Below are 24067 nucleotides of genomic sequence, written 5' to 3'. Positions count from 1 at the left end.
CCCAGTACTGCGCCCTCGGCGGGTCGCTCGGGGTCCGGTCCAGGGGACCGGCTCCGTCAGTCGGCGAGGGCTTCGAGCAGGCGCTCGGCGTCCTCGGGCTTGAGCCGTCCGGCGCCGAGCGCCCGGTCGGCGGTGAGGCGGGCCAGCGCCACGTAGGCGTTGCGGCTCTCCGGAGAGATCCGGCCCAGCTCGGCGACGTGGTCGGCCACCGTCCCGGCGTCGCCGCGCGCGACCGGGCCGGACAGCCCGTCGATGCCGAGCCGCAGGCCGTTGTCCAGGGCGGCTCCGAGCAGCGGGCCGAGCATCCGGCCCGGCTCGTCCACACCGGCCCGGCGCAGCAGGTCCATCGCCTCCACGACCAGCGTGACCAGGTGGTTCGCGCCTCCCGCGAGCGCCGCGTGGTAGAGCGGGCGGCGTTCCTCGGCGATCCACGCGGGCTCGCCGCCCATCTCCAGCACCAGCGCCTCGGCGACCGGGCGCAGCGGCTCCGGCGCGGTCACGCCGAACGAGATGCCGCTGAGCCGGTTCACGTCGTCGGGACGTCCGGTGAAGGTCATCACGGGGTGCAGGGCCAGTGGCAGCGCGCCCGCCTCGGTGAGCGGGTTCAGGACGGCCGCGCCGTACCGTCCGCTGGTGTGCGCGACGAGGCGTCCCTCAACGGACGTCCCGGTCGCGGCCAGCCCGGCGGCGAGTTCGGGGAGCGCGTCGTCCGGGACGGTCAGCAGGACGAGCTCGGAGGCGGCGACCACGTCCCGGGGGTCGACGACCTCGGCGCCGGGCAGCCGCTCCTCGGCCCGCAGGCGGGACGCCTCGGACACCGCCGACACCGCGACCACGCGGTGCCCGGCGTGGCCGAGCGCGACGCCGAGGGCCGTGCCGACCCGTCCGGCGCCGACGACGCCGACCGAGAGCCGGGCCGGACGGTCCGCCGGATCGGGCAGCCCGGAGGCGGGCAGGGCAGATGCGTTCATGGGTTTCGTTCCAGTCCTCAAGGTAGGTACCGGACGTGCGCGACCCAGCGTACCCGTGGGTCGCGGGACGTCCGGAACCGCCGCACCATCGCAATGTGGTGACCATACGGCTACCCATGGTGATGGCGAACCCCGCACACCCGCCACAGTTGCCCCGGCCGCAACGGCGACCCCTTGCCACCGCAAGCAAACGCAGAGTAACTCTGAAGGCGTGACGGCCGTCATGAACAGGTCAAGCAAATCCCACCGGATGCCCAAGGACGCTCTGGTCGACACCAGGTCCGAGGGCATGTGCCCCCCGAAGAGACGGAGACCACCGTGATCAAGACCGCCCTCAAGACCGCCACCGTCACCGCGACCATCGCCGGGGCCACCTTCCTGGCCGCGCCCGCCCACGCCGACACGCACACGCACAACACCAACAAGGGCAGGGCCACCGGCAACACCGTGAACTTCATGGTCGTCGGCGGGTACGGCGTGACCTGCGGAACGGTGTCGGTCGCGGGCCAGGCGGGCACGTCCTGCGACGGCGACGCCGTGCACAACGACGGCAACCGCAGCCTCGCCGGCGGCGAGTACGGCGAGGGCTACGGCGGCCTGCGCGGCGAGCGCTGACCGGGTCGCCGGTACGGCCGGTGAGCCGCGTCGGTCCGGGCTGACGAGGGACGCGGCCGGGGTCCCTTCCCCCTGCCGCGTCCCGGACACGCCGCCGCCCCACCGCATCGACGGATGCGGTGGGGCGGTCGGCTCTCCGCCACTGCCGGGCGGGACGGGCGGGACGGGCTCAGCCCGCCGAGAGGGACTCGACGACCGACGCCTTGGCGGCGCGGCGGGCGGGCATGACGGCCGCGAGGACGCCCGCGACCCCGGCCAGCACGACGAACCCGATGATCTGCGCGTACGGGACGGAGAACACCGCGCTCTCGGACATCGCGCTCGTCGCGGCCCAGCCGAACCCGACCCCGAGGAAGACCCCGGTCAGCGCGCCGATCACCGACATCACCAGGGCCTCCACCGACAGCATCCGGCGCAGCTGCCGCCGGGTGAGGCCGAGGGCGCGCAGCAGCGCGGACTCGCGGGTGCGCTCCACCACCGACAGCGACAGCGTGTTGGCGATGCCGAACAGCGCGATCACGATCGCGAGCCCGAGCAGCCCGCCGAACACCATCAGCAGCACGTTCACGGCCTTGGTGAACTGGTCGCGCAGCTCCGCCATGGACCCGACCCGGATCGTCGGGTACGCCCTGGCGGCGTCGTCGACGGCGCGGCGCGCGTCGTCCACCTGGACGCCCGGCTTCACCTTCGCCCACACCACCGCCGCGTCCCGGACGGCCGAGACCCGCTGGAAGTCGGCCTCGTTCACCAGCACGCCGTGCAGCGGGACGTCCCCGCGGAAGATCCCGGCGACCCGGATCGGCGCGCTCCCGCGGTCCCCCCGGACCTGGACGGTCTGCCCGACCTTGTAGCCCTTGGACCTCGCGGTCTCCCTGTCCACGATCAGCGTGCCGGGCTCCGGCGCGGACACCGTGCCCGCGTCCGCGGTCACCTTGATCAGCGAGCCGAACGAGGACGCGGTGACGGTCTGGACCGTCGTGTCCCGTCCGCCCTTCTTCGGCCGTCCGGCCTCGCGGGACTCGGTCACCTGGCCGAGCTGCGGCAGCGCCCGCAGGTTCGCGACCAGGCCCGCGGGGACCCGGTGGGTCGCGTCGTCGGCGGGCTTGCCGCCGCCGAACTGCGACTCGATCTGGAAGTCCACCGGGAAGTGCTCGTCCAGCTGCGCGTTCGCGGTGGCGGTGCCGCTGGCGGCGACGACCGAGAACAGGCTCATCAGCCCGATCCCGATGGTCAGCGCGATCGTGGTGGTCGCCGTCCGGCGCGGCGAGCGCTGCGCGTTCTCGACGGCGAGCCGCGCGGGCACCCCGCCGGTCCTCGCCGGGACGGCCCCGACCAGGCGTCCGAGCGGACGCACCAGCGCGGGCATCGCGGCGACGACGCCGACGAAGAACAGCATCCCGCCGACCGCGACCATGTACATCGGGCTCTCGCCCTTGTCCGAGCCGAACCCGCCGAGCCCGGCCAGGCCGAGCCCGCCGAGGCAGAACAGCGCGGTCAGGATCGTCCGGACCCAGCCGAGCCGGAACCGTCCGCTGCCCGGCTCCAGGTCGGCGCGCAGCGCGGCGATCGGCGCGACGCGGGTGGCGGCGCGGGCGGGCAGCAGCGCGGAGGCGACGGTCACGAGGACGCCGACGAGCAGCGCGACCAGGACGGTCCGGCCGGTCAGCCCCGGCCCGCCGAGCTTGAGGCCGGTGTCGAACGAGCCGATCACGCCGAGCGCGCCCGCGCCCAGCCCGAGCCCGGCCACCAGGCCTAGCAGCGACCCGACCAGGCCGACCACGACCGCCTCGACCAGCACCCCGCCGAACACCTGGCGGCGGGTCGCGCCGACGCAGCGCAGCAGCGCCATCTCGCGCGTCCGCTGGGCGATGAGGATCGCGAACGTGTTGTAGATGACCAGCGCCGACACCAGCATCGCGACCAGGCCGAAGAGCAGCAGGCCGGTCTGGATGATCGCGGTGTCCGCGCCGTTGGCCTTGGACAGCCGCTGCGCGAGGCCCTTGCCGGTCAGCGCGTCGTGGTCCGGCCCGACGGCCTTCTGGACCGCGTCCCGGCCGCCGCCGAGCACGTCGATCTCGGTGAACGTCCTCACGCCGGTCATCGTGGCGGCGGTCGCGGCGTCGAAGCCGACCGCGCCCTGCATGCTCGCGTCCCGGTCCATGCCCATGTCGACGAGGCCGACGACGGTGAACCGGTGCGGCCCGTTCTTGTGGTCGAGGACGGTCACCGCGTCGCCGACCTTGAACTTCTCCCGCTTGGCGAGGTGGGTGTCGAGGACGGTCTCGGACGGCCCCTTCGGCGCACGGCCGCCGTCCAGCTCGTAGCGGAGCAGGCGTCCGGCCGGCACCGACATGCCCACGGTCGGCATGTCCCCGACCGCCTTGCCGTCCCGTCCGATCAGCGCGGCGTCGCCCTTGACCAGGCCCTCCGCCGCCGTGACGCCGGACACGTCCTTCACGCGGGCGAGCATCGACGCGGGGATCTCCCCGCCGTCGCGCTTCGGCAGGACGGCCACGTCCACCTTGCCCGCGGACGTGGCGAACGTCTTGTCCACCCCGGACCGCATCGCGTCGGTCAGCACGAACGTGCCGCTGATGAACCCGACGCCGAGGGTGATCGCGAGCGCGGTGAGCAGCAGCCGGAGCTTGTGCGCGGCGAGCCCGGCCAGTGTCGTCTTGAACATCGCGCTCAGGCCCCCAGGCTCTTGAGGCGGTCGAGGACGGTGTCCGGCGTCGGCTGGAACAGCTCGGTGACGATCTGGCCGTCCCGCAGGAACACCACGCGGTCGGCGTAGGACGCGGCGACCGGGTCGTGCGTGACCATGACGATCGTCTGGCCCATCTCGCGGACGGACGCGCGCAGGAAGCCGAGCACCTCCGCGCCGGACCGCGAGTCGAGGTTGCCGGTCGGCTCGTCCGCGAAGATCACTTCGGGACGGGCGACCAGCGCCCGGGCGCACGCGACCCGCTGCTGCTGCCCGCCGGACAGCTCGTTCGGCCGGTGCCCGAGCCGCTCGCGCAGCCCGACCACGTCGATGACCTGGTCGAACCAGGCCCGGTCGAGCTTGCGCCCGGCGAGCTCGAGCGGCAGCAGGATGTTCTGCTCGGCGGTGAGCGTCGGCAGCAGGTTGAACGCCTGGAAGATGAAGCCGATGCGGTCGCGGCGCAGCAGTGTGAGCTGCTTGTCGTTCATCGCGGTCAGCTCGGCGTCGCCCAGCGTGACGCGTCCGCCCGAGACCGTGTCGAGCCCGGCCAGGCAGTGCATCAGCGTGGACTTGCCGGACCCGGACGGCCCCATGATCGCGGTGAACGCGCCGCGCGCGAACCCGACGCTGACACCGCGCAGGGCGTGCACGGCCGCGTCCCCGGAGCCGTAGACCTTGCTCACCTCGGCGGCGACCACCGCCGACGGCTCGGCGGCCCGCCCGTGCGTCGCGGGCGGGTTGGTGAACGTGCTGGTCACTGGGGCTCCTTCGGTGGTCTCCAACGTCGGGGTCCACGCTAGAAAGCCGCGAGCGGCGTGCCATCGACCACGCGTCCACGGTTCGGATCAGCACTTCGGCTGGCTCACGGCCGGGCCTACGACCTGAGTCGTACATTCCGATCAACCCCACCGCTGACCCGGAATCCACCACCTCGCACGAACCCGCAGGTGCGGCCTGCGACAGGGCGGGCATGCGGAAGCGCCGGAACCCGGGGGGGGTTCCGGCGCTCGTACGCGCATCGACCGGGGCCGTCCGGAGACTCACGGGAAGGTCACCGGACGGGCCCGTCAGCCGATGGCGTTGCCGACGGCCGCTCCGCCCTTGCAACCGCCGCCCGCGGTCCCGAGGATGCCGACGGCGTTGCCGCAGACGTCGATCGGGATCGAGATCGGCGCGATGATCTGGTTGCCGGACAGGACGCCGCCGGAGCCGTTGGTGTGGATGTCGGCGTTCGCGGGAGCGGCCAGGACCGAGCCGGTGACTGCGGCGCTGAGAGCGCAGGTGAGCGCGAGCTTCTTGAGCACGTGGAACCTCCCGTACGTGGGGCCGCCGGGGCGACCCGACCAACACGACCGCGCCGCCGCGCCATCCGGCGACGCTCACGTCGGGTAGTTATTCAGCTACCAATGCGTAATGGAACCGCCAACTCCCGCTTGAGAACGAAAAGTCACCATAGAGTGATCGCTTCGTGACGGTCAGTTGCCGCTTTGGCCGCTCTTGACCAGACCTGTCTCATACGCGAAGACCACGGCCTGGACGCGGTCGCGCAGCCCCAGCTTCATCAGGATCCGGCCCATGTGGGTCTTCACGGTGGCCTCGGAGACGTAGAGCCGCTCGGCGATCTCGGCGTTCGACATCCCGCGCGCGACCAGGTGCAGCACCTCGGTCTCGCGCTCGGTCAGCGCGGCGAGGGCCTCGGCCGCCCTGTCCCGGCCGCCGTCCGGCAGATGCAGGGCGAACCGGTCCAGAAGGCGCTTGGTCGTGCTCGGCGCGACCACCGCGTCCCCGGACCGGACGGCCCGGATCGCCTCCACGAGCTGCGCCGGGCCCGCGTCCTTGAGCATGAACCCGCTCGCGCCCGCCTTGATCGCGGCGAACGCGTACTCGTCCAGGTCGAAGGTGGTCAGGATGATCACCTTCGGGCCCCCGGCCGCCACGATCCGCCGGGTCGCCTCGATGCCGTCCATGCGCGGCATCCGGACGTCCATCAGGACGACCTCGACCGGGCTGTCCGCCGGGGCCGCCCGCACCGCCTCCACGGCCGTCGCGCCGTCCCCGGCCTCCCCGACGACCTCGATGTCGGGCTGGGCGTCCAGCACCATCGTGAAGCCCGCCCGCACCAGCTCCTGGTCGTCGACCAGAAGCACCCGGATCGGCTCGTCCACCCGTTTCTCCTCACTCACGTCCAACCGTCACGCCCCCACCGAGCGCCTCCATCGCGCGTTGGCCACCCGCATCAGGTTCGCGCTTCCTCGCGGACGGGGATGCGCGCCCGCACCGCGAACCCGCCACCCGGACGCGGCGCCGCGTCCACCTCGCCCCCGTAGACGGCGGCGCGTTCGCGCATGCCGACCAGGCCGTGACCGTGCCCGTCGTCCGGGGCGGCGGCTCCGCGCCCGTCGTCCACGACCTCGACGGTCACCTCGTCGTCACCGTAATGCAGGGTGACCGTCGCCGAGGTGCGCGGACCGCCGTGTTTCAGGGCGTTCGTCAGTGCCTCCTGGACGATCCGGTAGATCGTCAGCGCACGCCCCTCGGACACCTCCGACTGCGTTCCGGTGCGTTCCAGGGTGACCGGGAGACCGGCCGTCCGGACCTGTTCGACGAGGTCCTCCAGCTGGCCGAGGCCGGGCTGCGGCGCGTACGCCTCGCTCGCGGCCTCCTCGCGCAGCACGCCGAGCAGCCGCCGCATCTCCGCGAGCGCCGTGCGCCCGGTCGAGGAGATCGCCTCCAGGGCCTGCCGGGCGCGGCCGGGGTCGGTGTCGATCGCGTAGGCCGCGCCGTCCGCCTGGACGACGATGACGCTGACGTTGTGCGCGACGACGTCGTGCATCTCGCGGGCGATCCGGGCGCGCTCGGCGTTGCGGGCCATCTGGATCTCGGTGTCCCGCTCGTGCTCCAGCCGCTCCGCGCGTTCCTCCAGCTCACGCAGGTAGGCGCGGCGCGTCCGCATGTGCAGGCCGAGCACCCACACGGCGAGGGCCACCACGACGTACGGGAACAGCGACGAGCGCAGGATGTCCCAGTTCCCGGACGACTGCTGGTAGGACTCCAGGGCCGAACCGACCACCGTGACGCCCAACGCCGCGAGCCCCCAGCGGAACGAGCAGTACGCCGTGACGGCGTAGAGGCCCATCAGGACCGTCCCGTTCGCGACGACCACCTGCGTGCCGTTCAGCCACTGGGCGAAGCTGACCAGCGAGACCACCGCGAACGTCGCCCGGGGCCAGCGCCTCCGCCACACCATCGGCAGCAGGAGCACCACCGAGAGCAGCAGGTACTGGACGGTGGAGAGGTCGTAGCGGTGCACCGGGTCGTGCAGGACGGACGGCGCCGAGAGGAACTGCAGCATCGCCAGCGGCAGGACGAACGCGGCGTCCACCAGCGTCCGCCTGCCGCGCCACCACTCCCACAGCCTGCCGACCATGCCGCAAGCGTACGTATGAGCTGGTCAGCCTGGGATCAGCCGCAGGTCGGACACGCCGTCCGCCGCAGGTAGCGCGGCCCGGCCCACCGGCGGCGGACGGCGCAGCCCACCGACCTCGGCAGGCGTGGGCCACGCGCCCCGGGCGGCGCCTGACGTCCGGCGGAGCGCGGTAACGTCGACAGAATGGTGGCGTTGACCTGGGCTCCCTGGCGGCCCGCTATGGAGCTGGCCCTCTACGGAGCGGACGGCTTCTACCGGCGGGGCGAGCGGCCCGCCGAGCACTTCCGGACCTCGGTGAGCGCCTCGTCCCGGTTCGCCGCCGCCCTGGCCCGGCTGCTCGGCGAGGTGGACGCGGCGCTCGGCCGTCCGCAGCGGCTGGACGTGGTGGACATCGGCGCGGGCTGCGCCGGAATCCTGCGGCACCTGCTCGCGCACGCGGCCCCCGACCTGGCCGGACGGATCCATCCGGTCGCGGTCGAGGTCGCACCGCGTCCGGACGGCCTGCCCGACGCGATCACCTGGCGCGACGCCCCGCCCGACTCGATCACCGGCCTGGTGATCGCGAACGAGTGGCTCGACAACATCCCCCTGGACATCGTGGAGCAGACCGACGACGGCCCCCGCCTCGTCGAGGTCTGCCGGACGACCGGGACGGAACGCCTCGGCCCGGTGCCGTCCCCCGAGGACCTCGACTGGATCGCGTCCTGGTGGCCGCTCGCCGAACCCGGCGACCGCGCCGAGATCGGACATCCGCGCTGCGCCGCCTGGGCCTCGGTCATCGGACGCCTGGACGCGGGCCTCGCAGTCGCCGTCGACTACGCGCACGCACGTGCTGACCGTCCGCCCTACGGAACGCTCACCGGATACCGCGACGGCGCCACGGTCGCCCCCGTCCCGGACGGCTCATGCGACATCACCGCCCACGTGGCGCTGGACGCCTGCACAGCCTCCGGGCAACGCGCGGGCGCGAGCGCGACCCTGCTGACCACTCAGCGGAACGCGCTGCGCGCCCTCGGCCTCACGGGCGCGCGTCCGCCGCTGGACCTTGCCCACCGCGACCCGCGCGCCTACCTCGTCGGCCTCCGCACCGCCGGTGAGGAGGCCGAACTCCTGGACGCGTCGGGCCTCGGCGGCTTCGGCTGGCTCGCCCAGACCGTCGGAACGCCCCTACCGCCGTCCCTGGCCGACCTCGCGTCCCAGGCGGGTGGCCAGGGTCAGAGTTCGACCTTGAGCGACTCGAGCCCGCGCAGGATGTAGCCGGGCTTCCAGCGCGGCTCCTCGGTCAGCCTCAGCGTCGGCGCCGCGCGCAGGATCGCGCCGAGCGACTCGGCCATCTCGATGCGCGCGAGCGGCGCGCCCAGGCAGTAGTGGATGCCCAGGCCGAAGCTGATGTGCGGGTTCGGGTCGCGGCCCAGGTCGAGGGTGTCCGGGTCGTCGAAGACCTCGGGGTCGCGGTTCGCCGACGCGAACTGGAGGGCGACCTCCTGCCCACGCGGGATGGTCACACCGCCGACCTCGACGTCCTCGAGCACCCAGCGCTCGAACATCGGCGCGGGACCGTCGAAGCGCATCAGCTCCTCGACCGCGGTCGGGATGAGCGCGTGGTCGGCGCGCAGCCGCGCCAGCTCTCCGGGGTTGCGGAACAGCGACCACCAGCCGTTGCCGGTCGCGTTCACGGTCGCCTCGTGCCCGGCATTCAGCAGCAGGACGCAGGTGCCGATCAGCTCGTCCTCGGTGAGCCGGTCCCCTTCGTCGGCGACGCGCGCGAGCGCCGAGATCAGGTCGTCGCGCGGCTCCGCTGCGCGCGCACGCGCGAGCTCACGCAGATAGTCGGAGAAGTCGTTCGCGGCCTGGACGGCTTTCCGCTGCACCTCGTCCGGCGGGTTGAGCTCGTACATCCCGCAGATGTCCGCCGACCAGGGACGCAGCAGACCGCGGTCCTCCTCAGGGACGCCCAGCATCTCGGCGATCACGGTCACCGGCAGCGGCTCGGCCAGGTCGGCGAGCAGGTCGCCGCCGCCGCGCGCGACCAGATCGGCGGCCAGCTCCTCGGCCAGGCGGCGGATCGTCGGCCGCAGGCCCTCGACCATCCGGGCCGTGAACGCCTTGGACACCAGGCGGCGCAGCCGGGTGTGCGTGGGCGGCTCGACATCCAGCATCCCGGCGCGGACCAGGTCCCAGAACGGCTTCAGGAAGTCCGGCTCAGGCTGCTGCCCGAACTCCTCGTGCGTTCCGGTGTGCAGGTAGGAGCGGCCGAGACGGCGGTCCCGCAGCAGCGCGTCCACGTCGGCGTAGCGGCTGACCAGCCACTGGTCGGTCGCCGCGTCGAAGAACACGGGATGCTCCGCCCGCAACCGCTCGTACACCGGGTACGGGTTCGCGACGAACTCCACCGACCACGGGTCATAGAACATCTCACTCACGCTGGAACAATACGTCCACTTCAGCGGTGCTGGTCGGCGCGTCAGGCGCGCTGGTTCCGGCGGGTGGCCCAGTGGGTCGTGTCGCCGGACGCCGCGCGGGCGCTCCGGGCGCGCAGCGCCGTCGACTCGACGATCGCGCGCGCCTCCCCCAGGTCGCGGTCGGCCGCGGCCACCTGGACGAGTCCGGGCGGCGCGTCCACGTGGACGGTGCCGAGCTTCAGCAGCCGCTGGACCGGGTTCACCGTGAGCCGGACGCTCTGCGCGCGCGCATGAGCGATGATGTCCGTCCGGCGGCAGAGCCAGCCGTGCCTGGCGACGAAGATGACGTCGTCGGTTCCGGCGCCGTCCGCCCGGTCGACGGTCATTCCCCGCTGGGACGCGGGCAGCAGCGGGACGGCGTCGAAGTTCGTCCCCGGGAAGACCAGCGCGACCAGTTGCGCAACGACCGCCCTGGGCGCCGCGGGGAGCAGCGTGGACGACAGCGCCTGCCGCTCGCCCGCGTAACCCGCGACCGTGACGTCCAGCCGCGCCCAGCCCAGCCCGCGCCACACCGACGGCTCGACCACGCTGACCGCCTGCACGCGCCCCGGCGGGACGGTCTGCATCCGCGTCTCCAGCAACCCGTACCGGAGCCGCACGCCGTCCGGGGACACCGCGACCGTGAAGTTCGCGTACATCACCATCGGCGCGATCACCGCGCGGATCAGGCCGAGCAGCGCCGGAAGCGCCACCGCCAGCATCGCCGCCTCCTGGAAGGCGATCAGGAACACCAGCGAGGCGATCATCAGCAGGAACGTCGCGATCACCGGCAGCCGCAGCATCAGCCCGGCCAGCAGCGTCCCGAACGGCATCCGGTAGACGGGGCGCTCGGGCGCCTCCGGCGTCTGGCCCGGCAGCCCGGCTGCGCGCGCGAGCAGCTCGGCGCGCAGGTCGCCCGCGGCGCGGCGGCCGAGGTAGCGGAACGCGATCTCGCTCTGCCCGCCGCCCGCCAGCTCGACCCGGACCTCGGCGAGCGAGAACACCCGCGTGACCAGCGGACGGACGACGTCGATCGCCTGGATCCGGGACACCGGGATCCGCCGGACGCGCCGCCGCAGCAGCCCGTTCTCGACGACCAGGTCGTCCTCGTCGATCCGGAAGCGCAGCCCCAGCCAGCTCCACAGGCCCGTGCCCACCGCGCCCACGCCGACGACCAGCGAGACGATCAGGAACCGGAGCAGCACGACCGGGCTGAGCGACAGGGCCGCCCCGTCCTCCGTCCGCGTCATCAGCAGCGGGAACCCGAGCAGGACGAAGTAGACGATCATGATGGTGAAGGCGCGCAGCGGCGCGGTCGCCCAGTGCACCCGGTGCGTCCCCACCGAGAACCGGACGGGCGGCGGAGGCGGAGGCGGCGCGTACCCGTAGGGCGCCATCGGGTATCCCGGATACGCGTGCGGCGGCCCGTAGGGCGGACGCGGCGCATACCCCGGCCGAGGCGGATACCCGGCGGCCGGATAGACCGGCGGCATCCCGTACCCGGGACGCGGCGGCCCGTAGGGTATGGGCCCGGCAGGTGGCTGCATCCCGTACGGAGGCATGAACGTGGGCCGTGCCCGCGGCCCACCGGGCGGCGCGAACCCCGCCTGAGGCGTCCCCTGTGGCCCAGGAACCGCGAACCCAGGCGCCTGAGGCCCAGAGCCATAAGCCGCAGGAGGAGCTTGAGCCGCAGAAACCTGAGGCGCATGAGCTTGAGGGGCTGAAGCTTGGGGGCCCAGCCCCTGAGGGCCTGGAGCCTGCGAGCCGGGGGTTCGAGCCTCGGGCTGAGGCCCGGCGGCCTGCGCGCCCGGTCCCTGGGGACCGGAGGCGGGAGGCGCGTCCTGGGGGGTTCTGTCGGCGGGCGGCTCCTGGGGCGCGGTCACAGGCCCATGCTCCGTTCCTCGCCCTTGCGGGCGAGCCGGTCGCGGAGCAGGGCGGCCTCGGCGGCCGGGAGGCCCGGGATCACGGCGTCGGTCGCGGCGGCGGCCGTGTGCAGCCGGACGGTCGCAACGCCCATCCAGCGCTCCAGCAGGCCCGCCGTGACGTCCACGAACTGCATCCGCCCGTACGGGACGACGATCAGGCGGCGCACGAACACCCCGCTCGTCACGATCAGGTCGTCGCCACGTTCGGCGTACCCGTGCGCCCGGTACGCCACCTCGACGACGATCCAGGACACCACGAGGACGGCCAGCACGCCCGCGACCCACAGCAGCGCCGCGACCGTCCCGCCGCCGCGCCAGAGCAGGAACGCGCCGATCGCGGCGATCGGGATCGCTCTGACGAGCGCGGCGATCCGCCGATGCCACGGGTAGCGCGGCGAGATCCGGGACCACGCGAGCCCCGCGCCGGGCTCGAAGGCGTCCGCCGCCGGATACCCGGCCGCGCCCTCCTGCTGTTCAGCCACCGGATACAACGCGGCACCTCCGGCACCATTCGAAGGCGTCCCACCCTGGGGAGGCCGTCCGCCGTACGCGCCCTCACCGGCCTGCCCGAACGGCGCGGACGGGCCGGGCGGAGCGCCCTGCACCTGCTGCGCGGACGGCACGGGCGGCGCGCCCTGCGAACCGGGCGGCACACCGTGCGCATTCTGCGCGGGCAACACATTGTGCCCGTTCCTCGCACCTGCCGCGTCCGGGACAAGCGGGTCGGGACCGGGCGGCGGAACATCCCGCGGGCCGGACGGTTCGCCGGATGTCGGCTCTTCGTGGTGGCTTGGGTTCATTGCCCCCTAGTCAACCGGAAAGCGCACCCCCACCGCGAGCCACGCACCCCCAACACCCCGCACCACCACAAGCCACGCGCACCCACGCCACCGAGAGCCACGAACGCCCGCCGCCACGCCCCTTGCGAGCCGCTGCCCCCGCGCCACCGGGAGCCACGCACGCTCGTCGCCACACCCCTCACAAGCCAACGGCTCCCGCCCTCCCGCGTCTCATCCCCGCGTCCGGATTCGGCGCGTTCGGGTCCGGCGCGAAGGCGGCAGCCGTGGCACGATGAGGACCGTGACCACGCAGAGGACCGTCGGGATCGGGGCGGGCGCCAAGGAGCTGGCCACCGAGGACATGATCCTCAACATCGGCCCGCAGCATCCCTCCACGCACGGGGTGCTGCGCCTGCGCCTCACCCTGGACGGCGAGCGGATCGTCGCGGCCGAGCCGATCATCGGCTACATGCACCGCGGCGCGGAGAAGCTGTTCGAGGTCCGCGACTTCCGGCAGATCATCGTGCTGGCGAACCGGCACGACTGGCTCTCGGCGTTCTCGTCCGAGCTCGGCGTCGTGCTCGCCGTCGAGCGGATGCTCGGCATGGAGGTCCCGCGGCGCGCGGTCTGGGCGCGGACGCTGCTCGCCGAGCTGAACCGCGTCCTCAACCACCTGATGTTCCTCGGCTCCTACCCCCTCGAGGTGGGCGCGATCACGCCGATCTTCTACGCGTTCCGCGAGCGCGAGACGCTGCAGCACGTGATGGAGGAGATCTCCGGCGGGCGCATGCACTACATGTTCAACCGCGTCGGCGGCCTGAAGGAGGAGCTGCCCGCGGGCTGGACGACCCGGGCCCGCACCGCCGTCGCGGACGTCCGGACACGGATGTCCGACCTCTCCGACCTGATCCTGGGCAACGAGATCTTCCGCGCCCGCACCCGCGGCGTCGGGACGATCACCCGCGAGCAGGTCCTCCAGTTCGGCCTGTCCGGCCCGATCGCGCGCGCCGCGGGCGTGGACTTCGACCTGCGCCGGGACGAGCCGTACCTCGCCTACGACGAGCTGCCCGTCCGCGTCGTGACCCGCTCCGAGGGCGACTGCCTGGCCCGCTTCGAGTGCCTGCTCGACCAGGTGCACGCCTCGCTCGACCTCGCCGACGCCTGCCTGGACCGGCTCACCGACCTCCCCCCGGGCCCGATCAACCAGCGCCTCCCGAAGGTCCTGAAGGTCCCCGAGGGCCACACCTACGCCTGGACGGAGAACCCGCTCGGCCTCAACGGCTACTTCCTCGTCTCGCACGGCGAGAAGACGCCGTGGCGGCTGAAACTGCGCTCCGCCTCGTTCAACAACATCCAGGTGCTCGCCGAACTCCTGCCCGGCTGCCTGGTCGCGGACATGATCGCGATCCTCGGCTCAATGTTCTTCGTCGTCGGCGACATCGACAAGTAACCCGCCAACACCACACACCGCAGCTCAACCTCGACACCCCGCAACGCCCACCACGCTAATCCTCGTCACCCCGCCGGTGCCCCCTCCCCGCCCGCTTCCGAACCTGGCGAACGCGGATCGGCAACGACGCCGACGACCAGCGCGCCAACCCTCGCCCTCCATCGGTGCGGCCTTTCCAGCCGCTGCCAGACTGCGGAAAGCGGGTTGGGGACGGCCGCCCGCTGTCGACCGGTGGAACTCGGGGTTGGCGACGGCCGGGGGGGGACGACGGGGGTCAGGCGCGGGAGACGCCGTGGTCGCGGTGCTCCTCGTCCGGGTCCTTGGGGACGCGACAGGCGTACTCAAGGAAGAAGGCCGCGCCGACCAGGACCAGCGCGGCGAGGAAGGTGCCGATGCTGACGAAGAAGTCGTGGCGCGGGGTGGCCTTGTCGAGGTTGTCGCCGAGGCTGAGCGTGAAGCCGCCGAAGATGCCCGCGAGGACGGCGGCGGCATGGGCGCTGGCCTTGCCGAGCGCGGCCATCCGGGCAGCGACGATCGGCTCGACCGGCTTCAGGTTGCTGCCCGGTTTGCGGCGGATGCGGCGCAGCAGGTTCACGCCGGTGAACGCCTCACCGAGGGCGAGGAGCAGCAGCGTCGGGACGGCCGTCCACGGCAGCACCGGCAGCGAAACGTAGGCGGCGCGCAGCACCACCCAGGTGATCGCCGCAGGGACGACCACGAGGATGGCGAGCACAGCGGGACGGGACGGTCTCATGCAGGCGGCTGCAGGCTCAGATCGTCCCGGCGGCGCGCCGCGTCCGGGCCCCCCGTGCGCATCGCCTCCGCGGCGAGGTCGCCCACCCGGCCGTGGCCCGGCAGCAGCACGTCCGGCTCGATGTCGGCCCACGGCACCAGCACGAACGCCCGCTGGTGGGCGCGCGGGTGCGGGAGCGTGAGGTTCGGGTCGTCCATCTCGACGTCCCCGAAAATCACGATGTCGATGTCCAGGGTGCGCGGCCCCCACCGGACCTCGCGGACGCGGCGCATCGAGTTCTCGATGTTGAGGACCCGCTCGAGCAGGTTCTCCGGAGGCAGCCGGGTGTCGGCCACCAGCACGATGTTCAGGTAGTCGCCCTGCTCGGGGATCTCCTCACCGGGCGGGGCGTACGGCGCGGTCTCGTAGACCGGGGACAGGGCGACGAAGTCGAGTCCGGGCGCGTCGAACAGCGTGTCGACGGCCTCCTGGAGGTTGTCCAGGCGGTCGCCGAGGTTGCTGCCCAGCGAGAGGACGACGCGGTGCGTCACGAGCATGTGGCCGCCCGTGGCGGTCCGGTCGGGCATCTGGTCCGGTCGGTGGTCGGACGCTGTCATGGGCGACTCCTCCTGATCCTCACGGCGACGTCCGCGAAGGGGTGCGGCACCGGAGCGGCGGGTTTGTGCACGGTGACGTCGGCCTCGGCGACGTGCGGGTCCTCCAGACAGATCTTCGCGAGACGGTCGGCGAGCGTTTCGATCAGGTTGACGGGCTCCCCCTCGACCACGGCCACCAGCCTGCTCGCGAGTGATCCGTAGTCGACGGTACGCGAGAGGTCGTCGCCCTCTGCGGCCGGGCGGGTGTCCAGCCCCAGGGAGACGTCCACCACGAACTCCTGCCCCAGCTCACGCTCGGCGGGAAGGCATCCGTGACGGCCGCGGGCACGCAGCCCGCGCAGTTCGATCCGGTCCAGGCTCATTCTTCCTCTGCGGTGCTCAGGATGGGTGAACCGTGGTGGAGCAGCAGACGCCATCGCTCCCCGTCACGGACGAACACCTTGCTGGCGACGATGCTTCCTCCGGCGAGGAATCCCGCCTCGGTGTCCTCGTCCGCGGTGAGCACGTTCTCCTTGCACGTCACCACGGCCTGGTCGCCGTAAACGTCGATCTCCACGTCCGTCAGGACGAACTGGATGTAGGAGGTGTTCGCCATGATCAGCGCCCAGGAGCGCAGCACCTCGTCCCGGCCGCGCAGCATCGGCCAGCCCGGATGCACGCACACCAGAGCCCCGGCATGCTCGCCGTCCGCCCACACCTGCGACATCTGGTCGAAATCGCCGACCTCGAACGCGGTGTAGAACTCGGCGTTCGCCTCTTCGACCGCCTTGACGGCCCGCGTGTCCCCGCTCACCCGCGCCCCAAGCCGTCCACCCGCCCAAACCCGCCGCCGGAGAAGCGCCCGCCCCCAGCCCCACGGCCTCCTCCGAACCCGCCGCCGCCTCCGGAGACGGCCGATGCCTCGGGGCCGCCGCCTCCGAAAGCTCCGCCGGCCCCGCGCCGACTGTCGCCCCCGGAATCGCCGCGCCCTTCGGCAACGCCACCAGAGCCACGGCTGCCTTCGGAAGCCCCGCCCCTCTTGGAGCCGCCGCTCCCGGAAGCGCCGCTGCTCCCAGCGCCGCCACTTCCAGGAAGGCCGCTGCTCCTGGAGACGCCGCCGTCTCCAGGAAGGTCGCCGCCTTCCCAAGCGCGGTCGCCGCCTACGGAGAAGCTGCGCCCACCGCCTTCGTGACCGTCATCCACGCCACCATCGGGAACGGCATGCCCGCCTCTGCTCCGAGCGTCCTGCCCGTCGCCGGGAGCGGCCTGGCCGCCTCCTGCCGGGGCATCCTGCGCGGCAGCCGCGTGCCCACCACCCGACGGCGCGGAAGGGGCGGCGTGGGCGGTGATCGCGGCGGCCATGCGGACGGCGTCGGCGTTCGCGCGGACGCGGTGCACGCGGATGCACCAGGCGCCCGCCGCCGCGGCGAGCGCGGTGATCGCGACCGTGGCGTCGTCACGCTCGCGGACGGGACGGGGCGTGCCGTCCGGCGCGGCGAGGGCGCGGCCCACGAAACGTTTGCGGGACGCCCCGAACAGCACCGGGTAGCCGGTGCCGACGAGCGCGTCCATGTGCGCGAGCAGCGCCCAGTCGTGCTCGGCGTTCTTGGCGAAGCCCAACCCCGGGTCAAGGACGATCATGGACGGGTCGACGCCCTCGGCGAGCACCGCGTCCACCCGGCGCAGCAGCTCCTCGCGGACCTCGGTGACCACGTCGTCGTAGACGGCCCGGTCGTTCATCTCGGCGCTGTGACCGCGCCAGTGCATCACCACGTACGGCACCCGCGCCTGCGCGACCAGCCGGGTCATCGCCGGGTCGGCGAGCCCGCCGCTGACGTCGTTGACCAGCCGCGCCCCGGCCTCGACGGCGGCCTCGGCGACCTCGGCGCGCATGGTGTCGACGCTGACCGGGACGCCCGCCTCCGACAGCGCCGCGATCACCGGGACGACCCGGCGCAACTCCTCCTCGCGGGAGACGCGCTGCGCGCCCGGCCGGGTGGACTCACCGCCCACGTCCACCACGTCGGCGCCCTCGGCGACCAGCTCGAGCCCGTGCCGGATCGCCTTGTCGGCGTCAAACCAGTCGCCACCGTCCGAGAACGAGTCGGGTGTGACGTTCACCACACCCATGACGAGGCATCGCCCTGGCGCGGGCAGCCCCGGAACGACGGCACTGGTCATGTCCCCAACCCTATGCCCTCTTCCGGACACCCCCCGACCCCCGCCCCAACCTGTGGACAACCCGAAAGCGCCCGGCCTCCCAAGGGAAACCGGGCGCTCACAACGCGGGTTACGGCCCACGAAAAAAGCCTCGGCCGACATGGTCGAAAATCATGTCGGCCGAGGCGAACACTCAAGCCGATCCACCCGGCCCGAAGGCCGAGCCGCCCCGGCCGCGAGCCGGGACCATGGCCCGCGGACAGGCGGAAGGAGATCAGGTCAGGCCGGACGGCCCAGGATGAGGCTCATCGCCTCGGAGCGGGTCTGCGCGTACTCGCGGAAGTCGCCGCGGACGGCCGAGGTGACCGTCTTCGCACCGGGCTTGCGCACCCCGCGCATGGTCATGCACAGGTGCTCGGCCTCGATCACCACGATGACCCCGCGCGGCTCCAGGATCTCCATGATCGCGTCCGCGACCTGGCTGGTCAGCCGCTCCTGCACCTGCGGACGCCGGGCGTACACGTCCACCAGGCGCGCGAGCTTCGAGAGCCCCGTGATCTGGCCGGACTTGTTCGGCGTGTACCCCACGTGCGCGAGCCCGTGGAAGGGCACCAGGTGGTGCTCGCAGGTCGAGTAGACCTCGATGTCCTTGACCAGGACCATCTCGTCGTGGTCGGCCTCGAAGATCTTGTTCAGCGCGTCCTCCGGCTTCTGCCGGAGGCCCGCGAACTGCTCGGCGTACGCGCGCGCGACGCGGGCCGGGGTGTCACGGAGGCCGTCGCGGTCCGGGTCCTCCCCGATCGCGAACAGGATCTCGCGGACGGCCCGCTCGATACGCGCGTTGTCGAAACCGGTCGCGCGGTCGGCCAAGCCCTCCTCCAACGGCGACTCGGCGTCGCCGTTGGAGGAGAACCCGGTCGGGAACTGCTTGTCGGACAAGGCGATCAGCTCTCGCCCTGGTTCGGGTCGGACGGCTGCGCGACGGTGTCGCCCGCGCCGGAGCCCTGCCCGTTGTTCTGCGCCAGGTCGGCCGGAATGTCCTGCGGACCCATGAGCGCGAGCTCCTTGGGCGTCAGCACGGGCGGACGGTCCGACGGGAGGCGCTTGCCGTATCCGGTGTAGGAGTTCTGGTGCGGACGCTTCTGGATCGGGGCGAAGATGCGCAGCACCTCCTCCTTGGAGAGCGTCTCCTTCTCCATGAGGTTGACGACCAGGTCGTCCAGGACCTCCCGGTACTCGACCAGGATCTCCCAGGCGGTGTCGTGCGCGGTCTCGATGTACCGGCGCACCTCGTCGTCGATCGCGGACGCGATGTCCTCGGAGTAGTCGCGCTCGTGGCCCACGTCGCGGCCGAGGAAGACCTCGCCCTGACCGGTGCCGAACTTGCGCGCGCCGAGGCGCTCGCTCATGCCGTACTCGGTCACCATGTTGCGCGCGATCGAGGTGGCCTTCTCGATGTCGTTGGCCGCGCCCGTGGTCGGCTCGTGGAACACCAGCTCCTCGGCCGTCCGGCCGCCCAGCAGCATCGCCAGCTGGTCGGTCATCTCGGACCGGGTGCTGAGGAACTTGTCCTCCATCGGGAGGGTCATCGTGTAGCCGAGGGCCCGGCCGCGCGGCAGGATCGTCACCTTGTGCACGGGGTCGGCGTTCGGCAACGCGTGCGCCACGAGCGCGTGACCGCCCTCGTGGTAGGCGATGACCTTCTTCTCCTTCTCCGACATGACCCGGGTCTTGCGCTCCGGCCCGGCCATCACGCGGTCGATCGACTCCTCGAGGGTCTCCATGTCGATCAGCTTGCGGTCGAAGCGCGCGGTGAGCAGCGCGCCCTCGTTGATGACGTTGGCCAGGTCGGCGCCGGTGAAGCCCGGGGTGCGGCGCGCGATGACGTCGAGGTCGACGTCCGGGGCGAACGGCTTGCCCCGCCCGTGCACGCGCAGGATCCCCTTGCGGCCCTCGAGGTCGGGACGGTCGACGGTGACCTGCCGGTCGAACCGGCCCGGACGCAGGAGCGCCGGGTCCAGGATGTCCGGACGGTTGGTCGCGGCGATCAGGATGACGCCGCCCTTGACGTCGAAGCCGTCCATCTCGACGAGCAGCTGGTTCAGCGTCTGCTCGCGCTCGTCGTGGCCGCCGCCCAGGCCCGCACCACGGTGCCGGCCGACGGCGTCGATCTCGTCGATGAAGATGATGGACGGGGCGTTGGCCTTCGCCTGCTCGAACAGGTCGCGCACACGCGAGGCGCCGACACCGACGAACATCTCGACGAAGTCCGAACCGGAGATCGAGTAGAACGGCACGCCCGCCTCGCCCGCGACCGCGCGCGCGAGGAGCGTCTTGCCGGTTCCGGGCGGGCCGAACAGCAGCACGCCCTTGGGGATCTTGGCGCCGATGGCCTGGAACTTGGCCGGGTTCTGCAGGAAGTCCTTGATCTCGGTGAGCTCCTCCAGGGCCTCATCGGCCCCGGCGACGTCCGAGAAGGTGGTCTTCGGCGTGTCCTTGGTGATCAGCTTCGCCTTGGACTTGCCGAAGTTCATGACCCGGCTGCCGCCGCCCTGCATCTGGTTCATGATGAACAGGAAGATCAGCACGATGACCACGATGGGCAGCAGGCTGAACAACAGGTTCAGGATGAAGCTCTGCTTGGGGACGTCGACGGTGTAGCCGCCGTTCAGCGACCCGGAGTCGACCTGCTTCTGCAGCATGTTCTGGAGCTGGAGGCCCTGGCCGTCCACCCAGGACGCCTGCTGCCGCTTGTCACCGTCCTTGAGGGTGACCTCGATCCGCTGGTCCTTGTCGATGATCTTGGCGGACTTCACCTGCCCCGCGTTGATCTCCTGGACCACCTTGGAGGTGTCGACCTTCTCGAACGAGCGGCCGGGGTTGACGCCCCACATGACCAGGGCGACCAAGAGGCAGAACAGCAGGATCCACAGCAGCGGCCCGCGAAAATAGCGCTTCACGTCCATTTATCCGGTAACCCCTCCGGGCCCCGTCCCTCCTGACATTGCGATCCTCACCCGTTCCCGCGGGGACGGGCGCCCTCGCGAACCGGCTCCGAGCCGGGCGGGCGCTCACCATCGGCGAAACCCGCCGGTGCGGTCACCCTCACACACTCCCACGCCCGAAGGCTCGGGACACTGACGGTACACCGCGGAACACAGGGGACGCAGCCAGCGCCGATCCCCTGATCCCTTCGATATACCCGTCAACAAAGTCCACAACGTCCCGGGCGGCCCGCTTGTTCCAGACCGCTCGTCCGGCGGGTCAGTCCCCCGTGCCTCCATAGACATGCGGGGCCAGGGTGCCGACAAACGGCAGGTTCCGATACTTCTCCGAATAGTCCAGCCCGTAACCGACGACGAACTCGTTCGGGATGTCGAAGCCGAGGTAGCGGCAGTCGATCTCGGTGCGGACGGCCTCCGGCTTGCGCAGCAGCGCGCAGATCTCCAGCGACGCGGGCCCGCGTGAACGCAGGTTGCTGATCAGCCAGGACAGCGTCAGCCCCGAGTCGATGATGTCCTCGACGATCAGCACGTGCCGGTCGAGGATGTCGGTGTCGAGGTCCTTGAGGATCCGCACCACGCCGGACGACTTGGTGCCCGATCCGTAGGACGAGACCGCCATCCAGTCCATCGACGCGGGCGTGTGCAGGGCGCGCGCCAGGTCGGCCATGATCATCACAGCGCCCTTGAGCACGCCCACGAGCAGCAGGTCCTTGCCCGCGTAGTCGCCGTCGATCTGCGCGGCCAGCTCCCTGACCTTGGCCTGGAGGTCGTCCTCCGGGATCAGCACCTTGGAAAGGTCGGCGCCCAGGTCCTTCTCGTCCACAACCCCACCCTCATCGAGACGGTCACCCACGCGCACACGGAACGTGCGCGCACGTGTACGGCGCGGCGTCACGCCCGGCCGAACAGCAGCCTCCCATACCGCCGGTACGCGCGGATCCCCCCGGGGAGATCGACGTGCCGCTGCCCGCGCCAGCCCGTGACCAGCCGGTCCACATCATCAACGTGGACGGCCGCGAGCGTACCCGCTGGGCTGCCCGCCTCGATCGCCGCCGCCCGCAGGACGCGCGTGCGCACCGCCCGGTTCAGCCCTTCGAGAACCTCGACCGAAAGACCGTCCTCCCCGGGGACACATGCGCGCGCGAGAGCCTCGGCGGCGAGATCGTCCAGAGCGTCGGCGTCATCGCGCAGGAGCCGGGCCGTCCGCGCGAGCGCCTCGGCGACACCGGGCCCGAGAGTCCGCTCCAGGACGGGCAGCGCCTCCCGCCGGACGCGCACGCGCGCGTAGGACGGATCGTCGTTGTGCGGGTCGTCCCAGGGCTCCAGGCCGAGGGCCTCGCACGCGCGGCGCGTGGTGGCACGGTCCAGCTCGAGCAGTGGCCGTTCGTAACGAACCTCACACTGGCCGTAATGATCCCGTTCGTGTGACCCCTGACCGTTGTGGGCCTGCTTGTCGCGATCCAGGTGTCGCACGAAGGACGACGGCATTCCGGCCAGGGACCGCGCCCCTGACCCGCGCGCGAGCCCGAGCAGGACGGTCTCGGCCTGATCGTCACGCGTGTGACCGAGGAACACCGCGCCCGCGCGCAGCCGCCGCGCCGCCTGGTCGAGCGCCTCGTACCGGGCGACACGTGCCGCGTTCTCAGGCCCGCCCTCGGTGCCGACCGTGACCGCCACCGCGCCCGCGGGGTCGAGCCCCAGCGACGCCATGGCCAGGACGACCCGCTCGGATCGCTCAGCCGAGCCGTCCTGCAGGCCGTGGTCGACCGTCACGCCACCCGCCGGACGGCCCGAACGCGGCGCCTCGAACGCGAGCGCGGCGGCGAGCGCCAGCGAATCGGCTCCACCACTGCACGCGACCAGCGTCATCACACCCGGCGGCAGGCCGGCGAGCGCGCGCCGCACCGCCAGCCGCACCGCCGCCACCGCAGGATCAGGCCCCATGCGCCAACCAGTACCACGAGCCTCCGACGTTTCCGCGCGGACGGCCCACGCGGTGGCGGGTCAGGCCTCGTTCGCCTCGGGCGGCGGCGCGTCCAGCACGGGCGGGTCGAGGACGCGCCGCATCCACAGCGCGGGCTCCTTGATCTCCGCGTGCGTGGGAAGCGTCTCGGGCGACTCCCAGACCCGGTTGAACTGGGCCATTCCGACCTCGGTCACGACCCGCCGGACGAACCGGGAGCCCTCCGCGTACTGCTTCATCTTCAGGTCGATCCCGAGCAGCCGCCGGATCGTCCGGTCCAGCCGCGAGCTGCCCTCACGCCGCCCCTGGAACCGCTCGCGGATCTGCCGGACGGACGGCACGACCTCGGGCCCGACCGCGTCCATCACGTAGTCGCCGTGCCCCTCGACCAGCGTCATCACGGCCGTGAGGCGGTCGAGGATCTCGCGCTGCCCGGGCGTCTGGATCGCGTCGATGAGGTTGCCCTCGCCGCCGCGCACCGCGTCCGCCACCGCCTCGGCGGCGTCGCGCAGGCGGTCGAGCATCGCGCCGGGGTCGAGGTCGGACGCCAGCAGGAACTCGGTCATCTGGTCCTGGACGTACGAGCGCAGCCAGGGGACGCCGGTGAACTGCGCGCGGTGCGTCTCCTCGTGGAGGCACACCCACAGGCGGAAGTCACGCGTGTCCACCTCGAGCTCCTGCTCGACATAGACGATGTTGGGCGCGACCAGGGTGAGCCGTCCGGCGGGCGCCGCTCCGGACGGGTCCGGCGGCAGGAACAGCTCGTACTGCCCGAGCACGCGTCCGGCCATGTAGGCCAGGATCGCTCCGACCTGCATCCCTGTGACGCGCGAGCCGACGGCCTGCACGACGGTCCCGCCGGGGCCGCCGCTCAACAGGCCCGGACCGCGCTGCTCGGCCATGCGCTCCATCAGCGGCTCAAGGACGACCCGGAAACCGTCGACGTTCGCCCTGATCCAGCCCGGACGGTCGACGATCGTCGCGGGCGCGGGATCGGCCTCGATCGGAAGCCCGGTGAAGTCGCGCACGTGCCCGTGCGCGATGCGGGACAGCTCGCGCAGCTGCGCCACCACCTCGCGGGCCTCGGCGGGCTCGACCTGCGGTCCGGGCCGGACGAGCCGGGTCCCGGTCTGCACCGCGACGTTCCAGTCAATCATTGAGGCGCTCATGTCCACCCACCGTACGTTCGCGATCCGGCGCCGGAGCGCCCTGCACGTCCCGTTCAACGAACAGCCGTTCCGGTTTATCTCCCCCACCCCGCAAACGCTAAGCGCACGCGCCCCCGCGCAGGCATGAGG

Annotated in this window: 21 protein-coding genes and 1 pseudogene; 3 read left to right on the top strand and 19 right to left on the bottom strand. The window is 72.2% G+C overall.

Annotated elements, in window-relative coordinates; genetic code table 11:
* Window positions 1-56 precede the first annotated feature (56 nt).
* Window positions 57-971, bottom strand: a complete 915-nt coding sequence (locus P696_RS0122835; protein ID WP_051468015.1) for a Rossmann-like and DUF2520 domain-containing protein — start codon at window positions 969-971, stop codon at window positions 57-59.
* Window positions 972-1289: 318 nt separating this feature from the next.
* Between P696_RS0122835 and P696_RS0122830 the strand changes: the two genes are divergently transcribed.
* Window positions 1290-1586, top strand: coding sequence for a hypothetical protein (locus P696_RS0122830; RefSeq protein ID WP_157429862.1), 297 nt, complete (start codon window positions 1290-1292; stop codon window positions 1584-1586).
* A 169-nt stretch (window positions 1587-1755) separates the two neighbouring features.
* Here the strand turns inward: P696_RS0122830 and P696_RS0122825 are convergent, their stop codons facing one another.
* The 5 genes from P696_RS0122825 to P696_RS0122805 all read right to left on the bottom strand — a co-directional run bounded on the left by P696_RS0122825 (window position 1756) and on the right by P696_RS0122805 (window position 7717).
* Window positions 1756-4269: an ABC transporter permease gene (locus tag P696_RS0122825; protein WP_026414157.1), complete on the bottom strand. Its 2514-nt coding sequence runs from the start codon at window positions 4267-4269 to the stop codon at window positions 1756-1758.
* A 5-nt stretch (window positions 4270-4274) separates the two neighbouring features.
* Entirely contained in the window at window positions 4275-5048 is a 774-nt protein-coding gene (locus P696_RS0122820; protein WP_026414156.1) for an ABC transporter ATP-binding protein, read from the bottom strand.
* A gap of 309 nt (window positions 5049-5357) precedes the next feature.
* Complete coding sequence (locus P696_RS0122815) at window positions 5358-5594, bottom strand: chaplin (RefSeq protein ID WP_026414155.1); 237 nt, start codon at window positions 5592-5594, stop codon at window positions 5358-5360.
* Between the two features lie 171 nt (window positions 5595-5765).
* Window positions 5766-6455, bottom strand: a complete 690-nt coding sequence (locus P696_RS0122810; protein WP_281174976.1) for a response regulator transcription factor — start codon at window positions 6453-6455, stop codon at window positions 5766-5768.
* A gap of 71 nt (window positions 6456-6526) precedes the next feature.
* The gene (locus P696_RS0122805) at window positions 6527-7717 is read right to left on the bottom strand and encodes a sensor histidine kinase (protein ID WP_026414153.1); all 1191 of its coding nucleotides are present in this window, start codon (window positions 7715-7717) and stop codon (window positions 6527-6529) included.
* Window positions 7718-7900: 183 nt separating this feature from the next.
* Here P696_RS0122805 and P696_RS47415 point away from each other — a divergent pair, with 183 nt between their 5' ends.
* Entirely contained in the window at window positions 7901-8974 is a 1074-nt protein-coding gene (locus P696_RS47415) for an SAM-dependent methyltransferase (RefSeq protein ID WP_051468014.1), read from the top strand.
* Here the strand turns inward: P696_RS47415 and P696_RS0122795 are convergent.
* From P696_RS0122795 to P696_RS54755, 3 genes are all read right to left on the bottom strand, one after another.
* Window positions 8932-10131, bottom strand: coding sequence for a cytochrome P450 (locus tag P696_RS0122795; protein ID WP_026414152.1), 1200 nt, complete (start codon window positions 10129-10131; stop codon window positions 8932-8934). The genes P696_RS47415 and P696_RS0122795 overlap by 43 nt on opposite strands.
* A 50-nt stretch (window positions 10132-10181) precedes the next feature.
* A complete protein-coding gene (locus P696_RS47410) occupies window positions 10182-11555 on the bottom strand; it encodes a PH domain-containing protein (protein ID WP_245627784.1) in 1374 nt (457 codons plus the stop codon).
* Window positions 11556-12037: 482 nt separating this feature from the next.
* Entirely contained in the window at window positions 12038-12760 is a 723-nt protein-coding gene (locus tag P696_RS54755) for a PH domain-containing protein (RefSeq protein WP_245627775.1), read from the bottom strand.
* A 394-nt stretch (window positions 12761-13154) separates the two neighbouring features.
* Here P696_RS54755 and P696_RS0122780 point away from each other — a divergent pair, with 394 nt between their 5' ends.
* Entirely contained in the window at window positions 13155-14312 is a 1158-nt protein-coding gene (locus tag P696_RS0122780) for an NADH-quinone oxidoreductase subunit D (protein WP_034486294.1), read from the top strand.
* 274 nt (window positions 14313-14586) lie between these two features.
* Here P696_RS0122780 and P696_RS0122775 read toward each other — a convergent pair whose 3' ends face one another.
* The 10 genes and pseudogenes from P696_RS0122775 to P696_RS0122725 form a co-directional block, all read right to left on the bottom strand.
* Entirely contained in the window at window positions 14587-15045 is a 459-nt protein-coding gene (locus P696_RS0122775; protein WP_342669032.1) for a DUF3180 domain-containing protein, read from the bottom strand.
* 17 nt (window positions 15046-15062) lie between these two features.
* Entirely contained in the window at window positions 15063-15662 is a 600-nt protein-coding gene (folK, locus tag P696_RS0122770) for a 2-amino-4-hydroxy-6-hydroxymethyldihydropteridine diphosphokinase (protein WP_026414148.1), read from the bottom strand.
* Window positions 15659-16024, bottom strand: a complete 366-nt coding sequence (gene folB, locus P696_RS0122765; protein WP_026414147.1) for a dihydroneopterin aldolase — start codon at window positions 16022-16024, stop codon at window positions 15659-15661. The genes folK and folB overlap by 4 nt, the downstream gene beginning before the upstream one ends.
* Window positions 16021-16455 carry a nuclear transport factor 2 family protein gene (locus P696_RS0122760; protein WP_026414146.1) on the bottom strand — a complete coding sequence of 145 codons (435 nt, stop codon included), beginning with the start codon at window positions 16453-16455 and terminating at the stop codon, window positions 16021-16023. Before P696_RS0122760 ends, folB begins: the two co-directional genes overlap by 4 nt.
* Before the next feature lie 536 nt (window positions 16456-16991).
* A pseudogene (gene folP, locus P696_RS47405) lies at window positions 16992-17822 on the bottom strand (dihydropteroate synthase); the annotation flags it as partial.
* A gap of 258 nt (window positions 17823-18080) precedes the next feature.
* A complete protein-coding gene (gene folE, locus P696_RS0122750) occupies window positions 18081-18683 on the bottom strand; it encodes a GTP cyclohydrolase I FolE (protein WP_026414145.1) in 603 nt (200 codons plus the stop codon).
* A 62-nt stretch (window positions 18684-18745) separates the two neighbouring features.
* Window positions 18746-20767 carry an ATP-dependent zinc metalloprotease FtsH gene (gene ftsH / locus P696_RS0122745; RefSeq protein ID WP_026414144.1) on the bottom strand — a complete coding sequence of 674 codons (2022 nt, stop codon included), beginning with the start codon at window positions 20765-20767 and terminating at the stop codon, window positions 18746-18748.
* A 298-nt stretch (window positions 20768-21065) separates the two neighbouring features.
* Complete coding sequence (hpt, locus tag P696_RS0122740) at window positions 21066-21629, bottom strand: hypoxanthine phosphoribosyltransferase (RefSeq protein WP_026414143.1); 564 nt, start codon at window positions 21627-21629, stop codon at window positions 21066-21068.
* Between the two features lie 68 nt (window positions 21630-21697).
* Window positions 21698-22750 (bottom strand): tRNA lysidine(34) synthetase TilS, encoded by a 1053-nt coding sequence (tilS, locus tag P696_RS47400; protein ID WP_034486293.1) that lies wholly within the window; start codon window positions 22748-22750, stop codon window positions 21698-21700.
* A gap of 60 nt (window positions 22751-22810) precedes the next feature.
* The gene (locus P696_RS0122725; RefSeq protein ID WP_026414141.1) at window positions 22811-23926 is read right to left on the bottom strand and encodes a zinc-dependent metalloprotease; all 1116 of its coding nucleotides are present in this window, start codon (window positions 23924-23926) and stop codon (window positions 22811-22813) included.
* Window positions 23927-24067: the final 141 nt, after the last annotated feature.

Source organism: Actinomadura oligospora ATCC 43269 (assembly GCF_000518265.1).
Classification (GTDB): domain Bacteria; phylum Actinomycetota; class Actinomycetes; order Streptosporangiales; family Streptosporangiaceae; genus Spirillospora; species Spirillospora oligospora.
The sequence above is the reverse complement of the archived record's forward strand: the minus strand, read 5'-3'. Positions and strand labels throughout refer to the sequence as shown.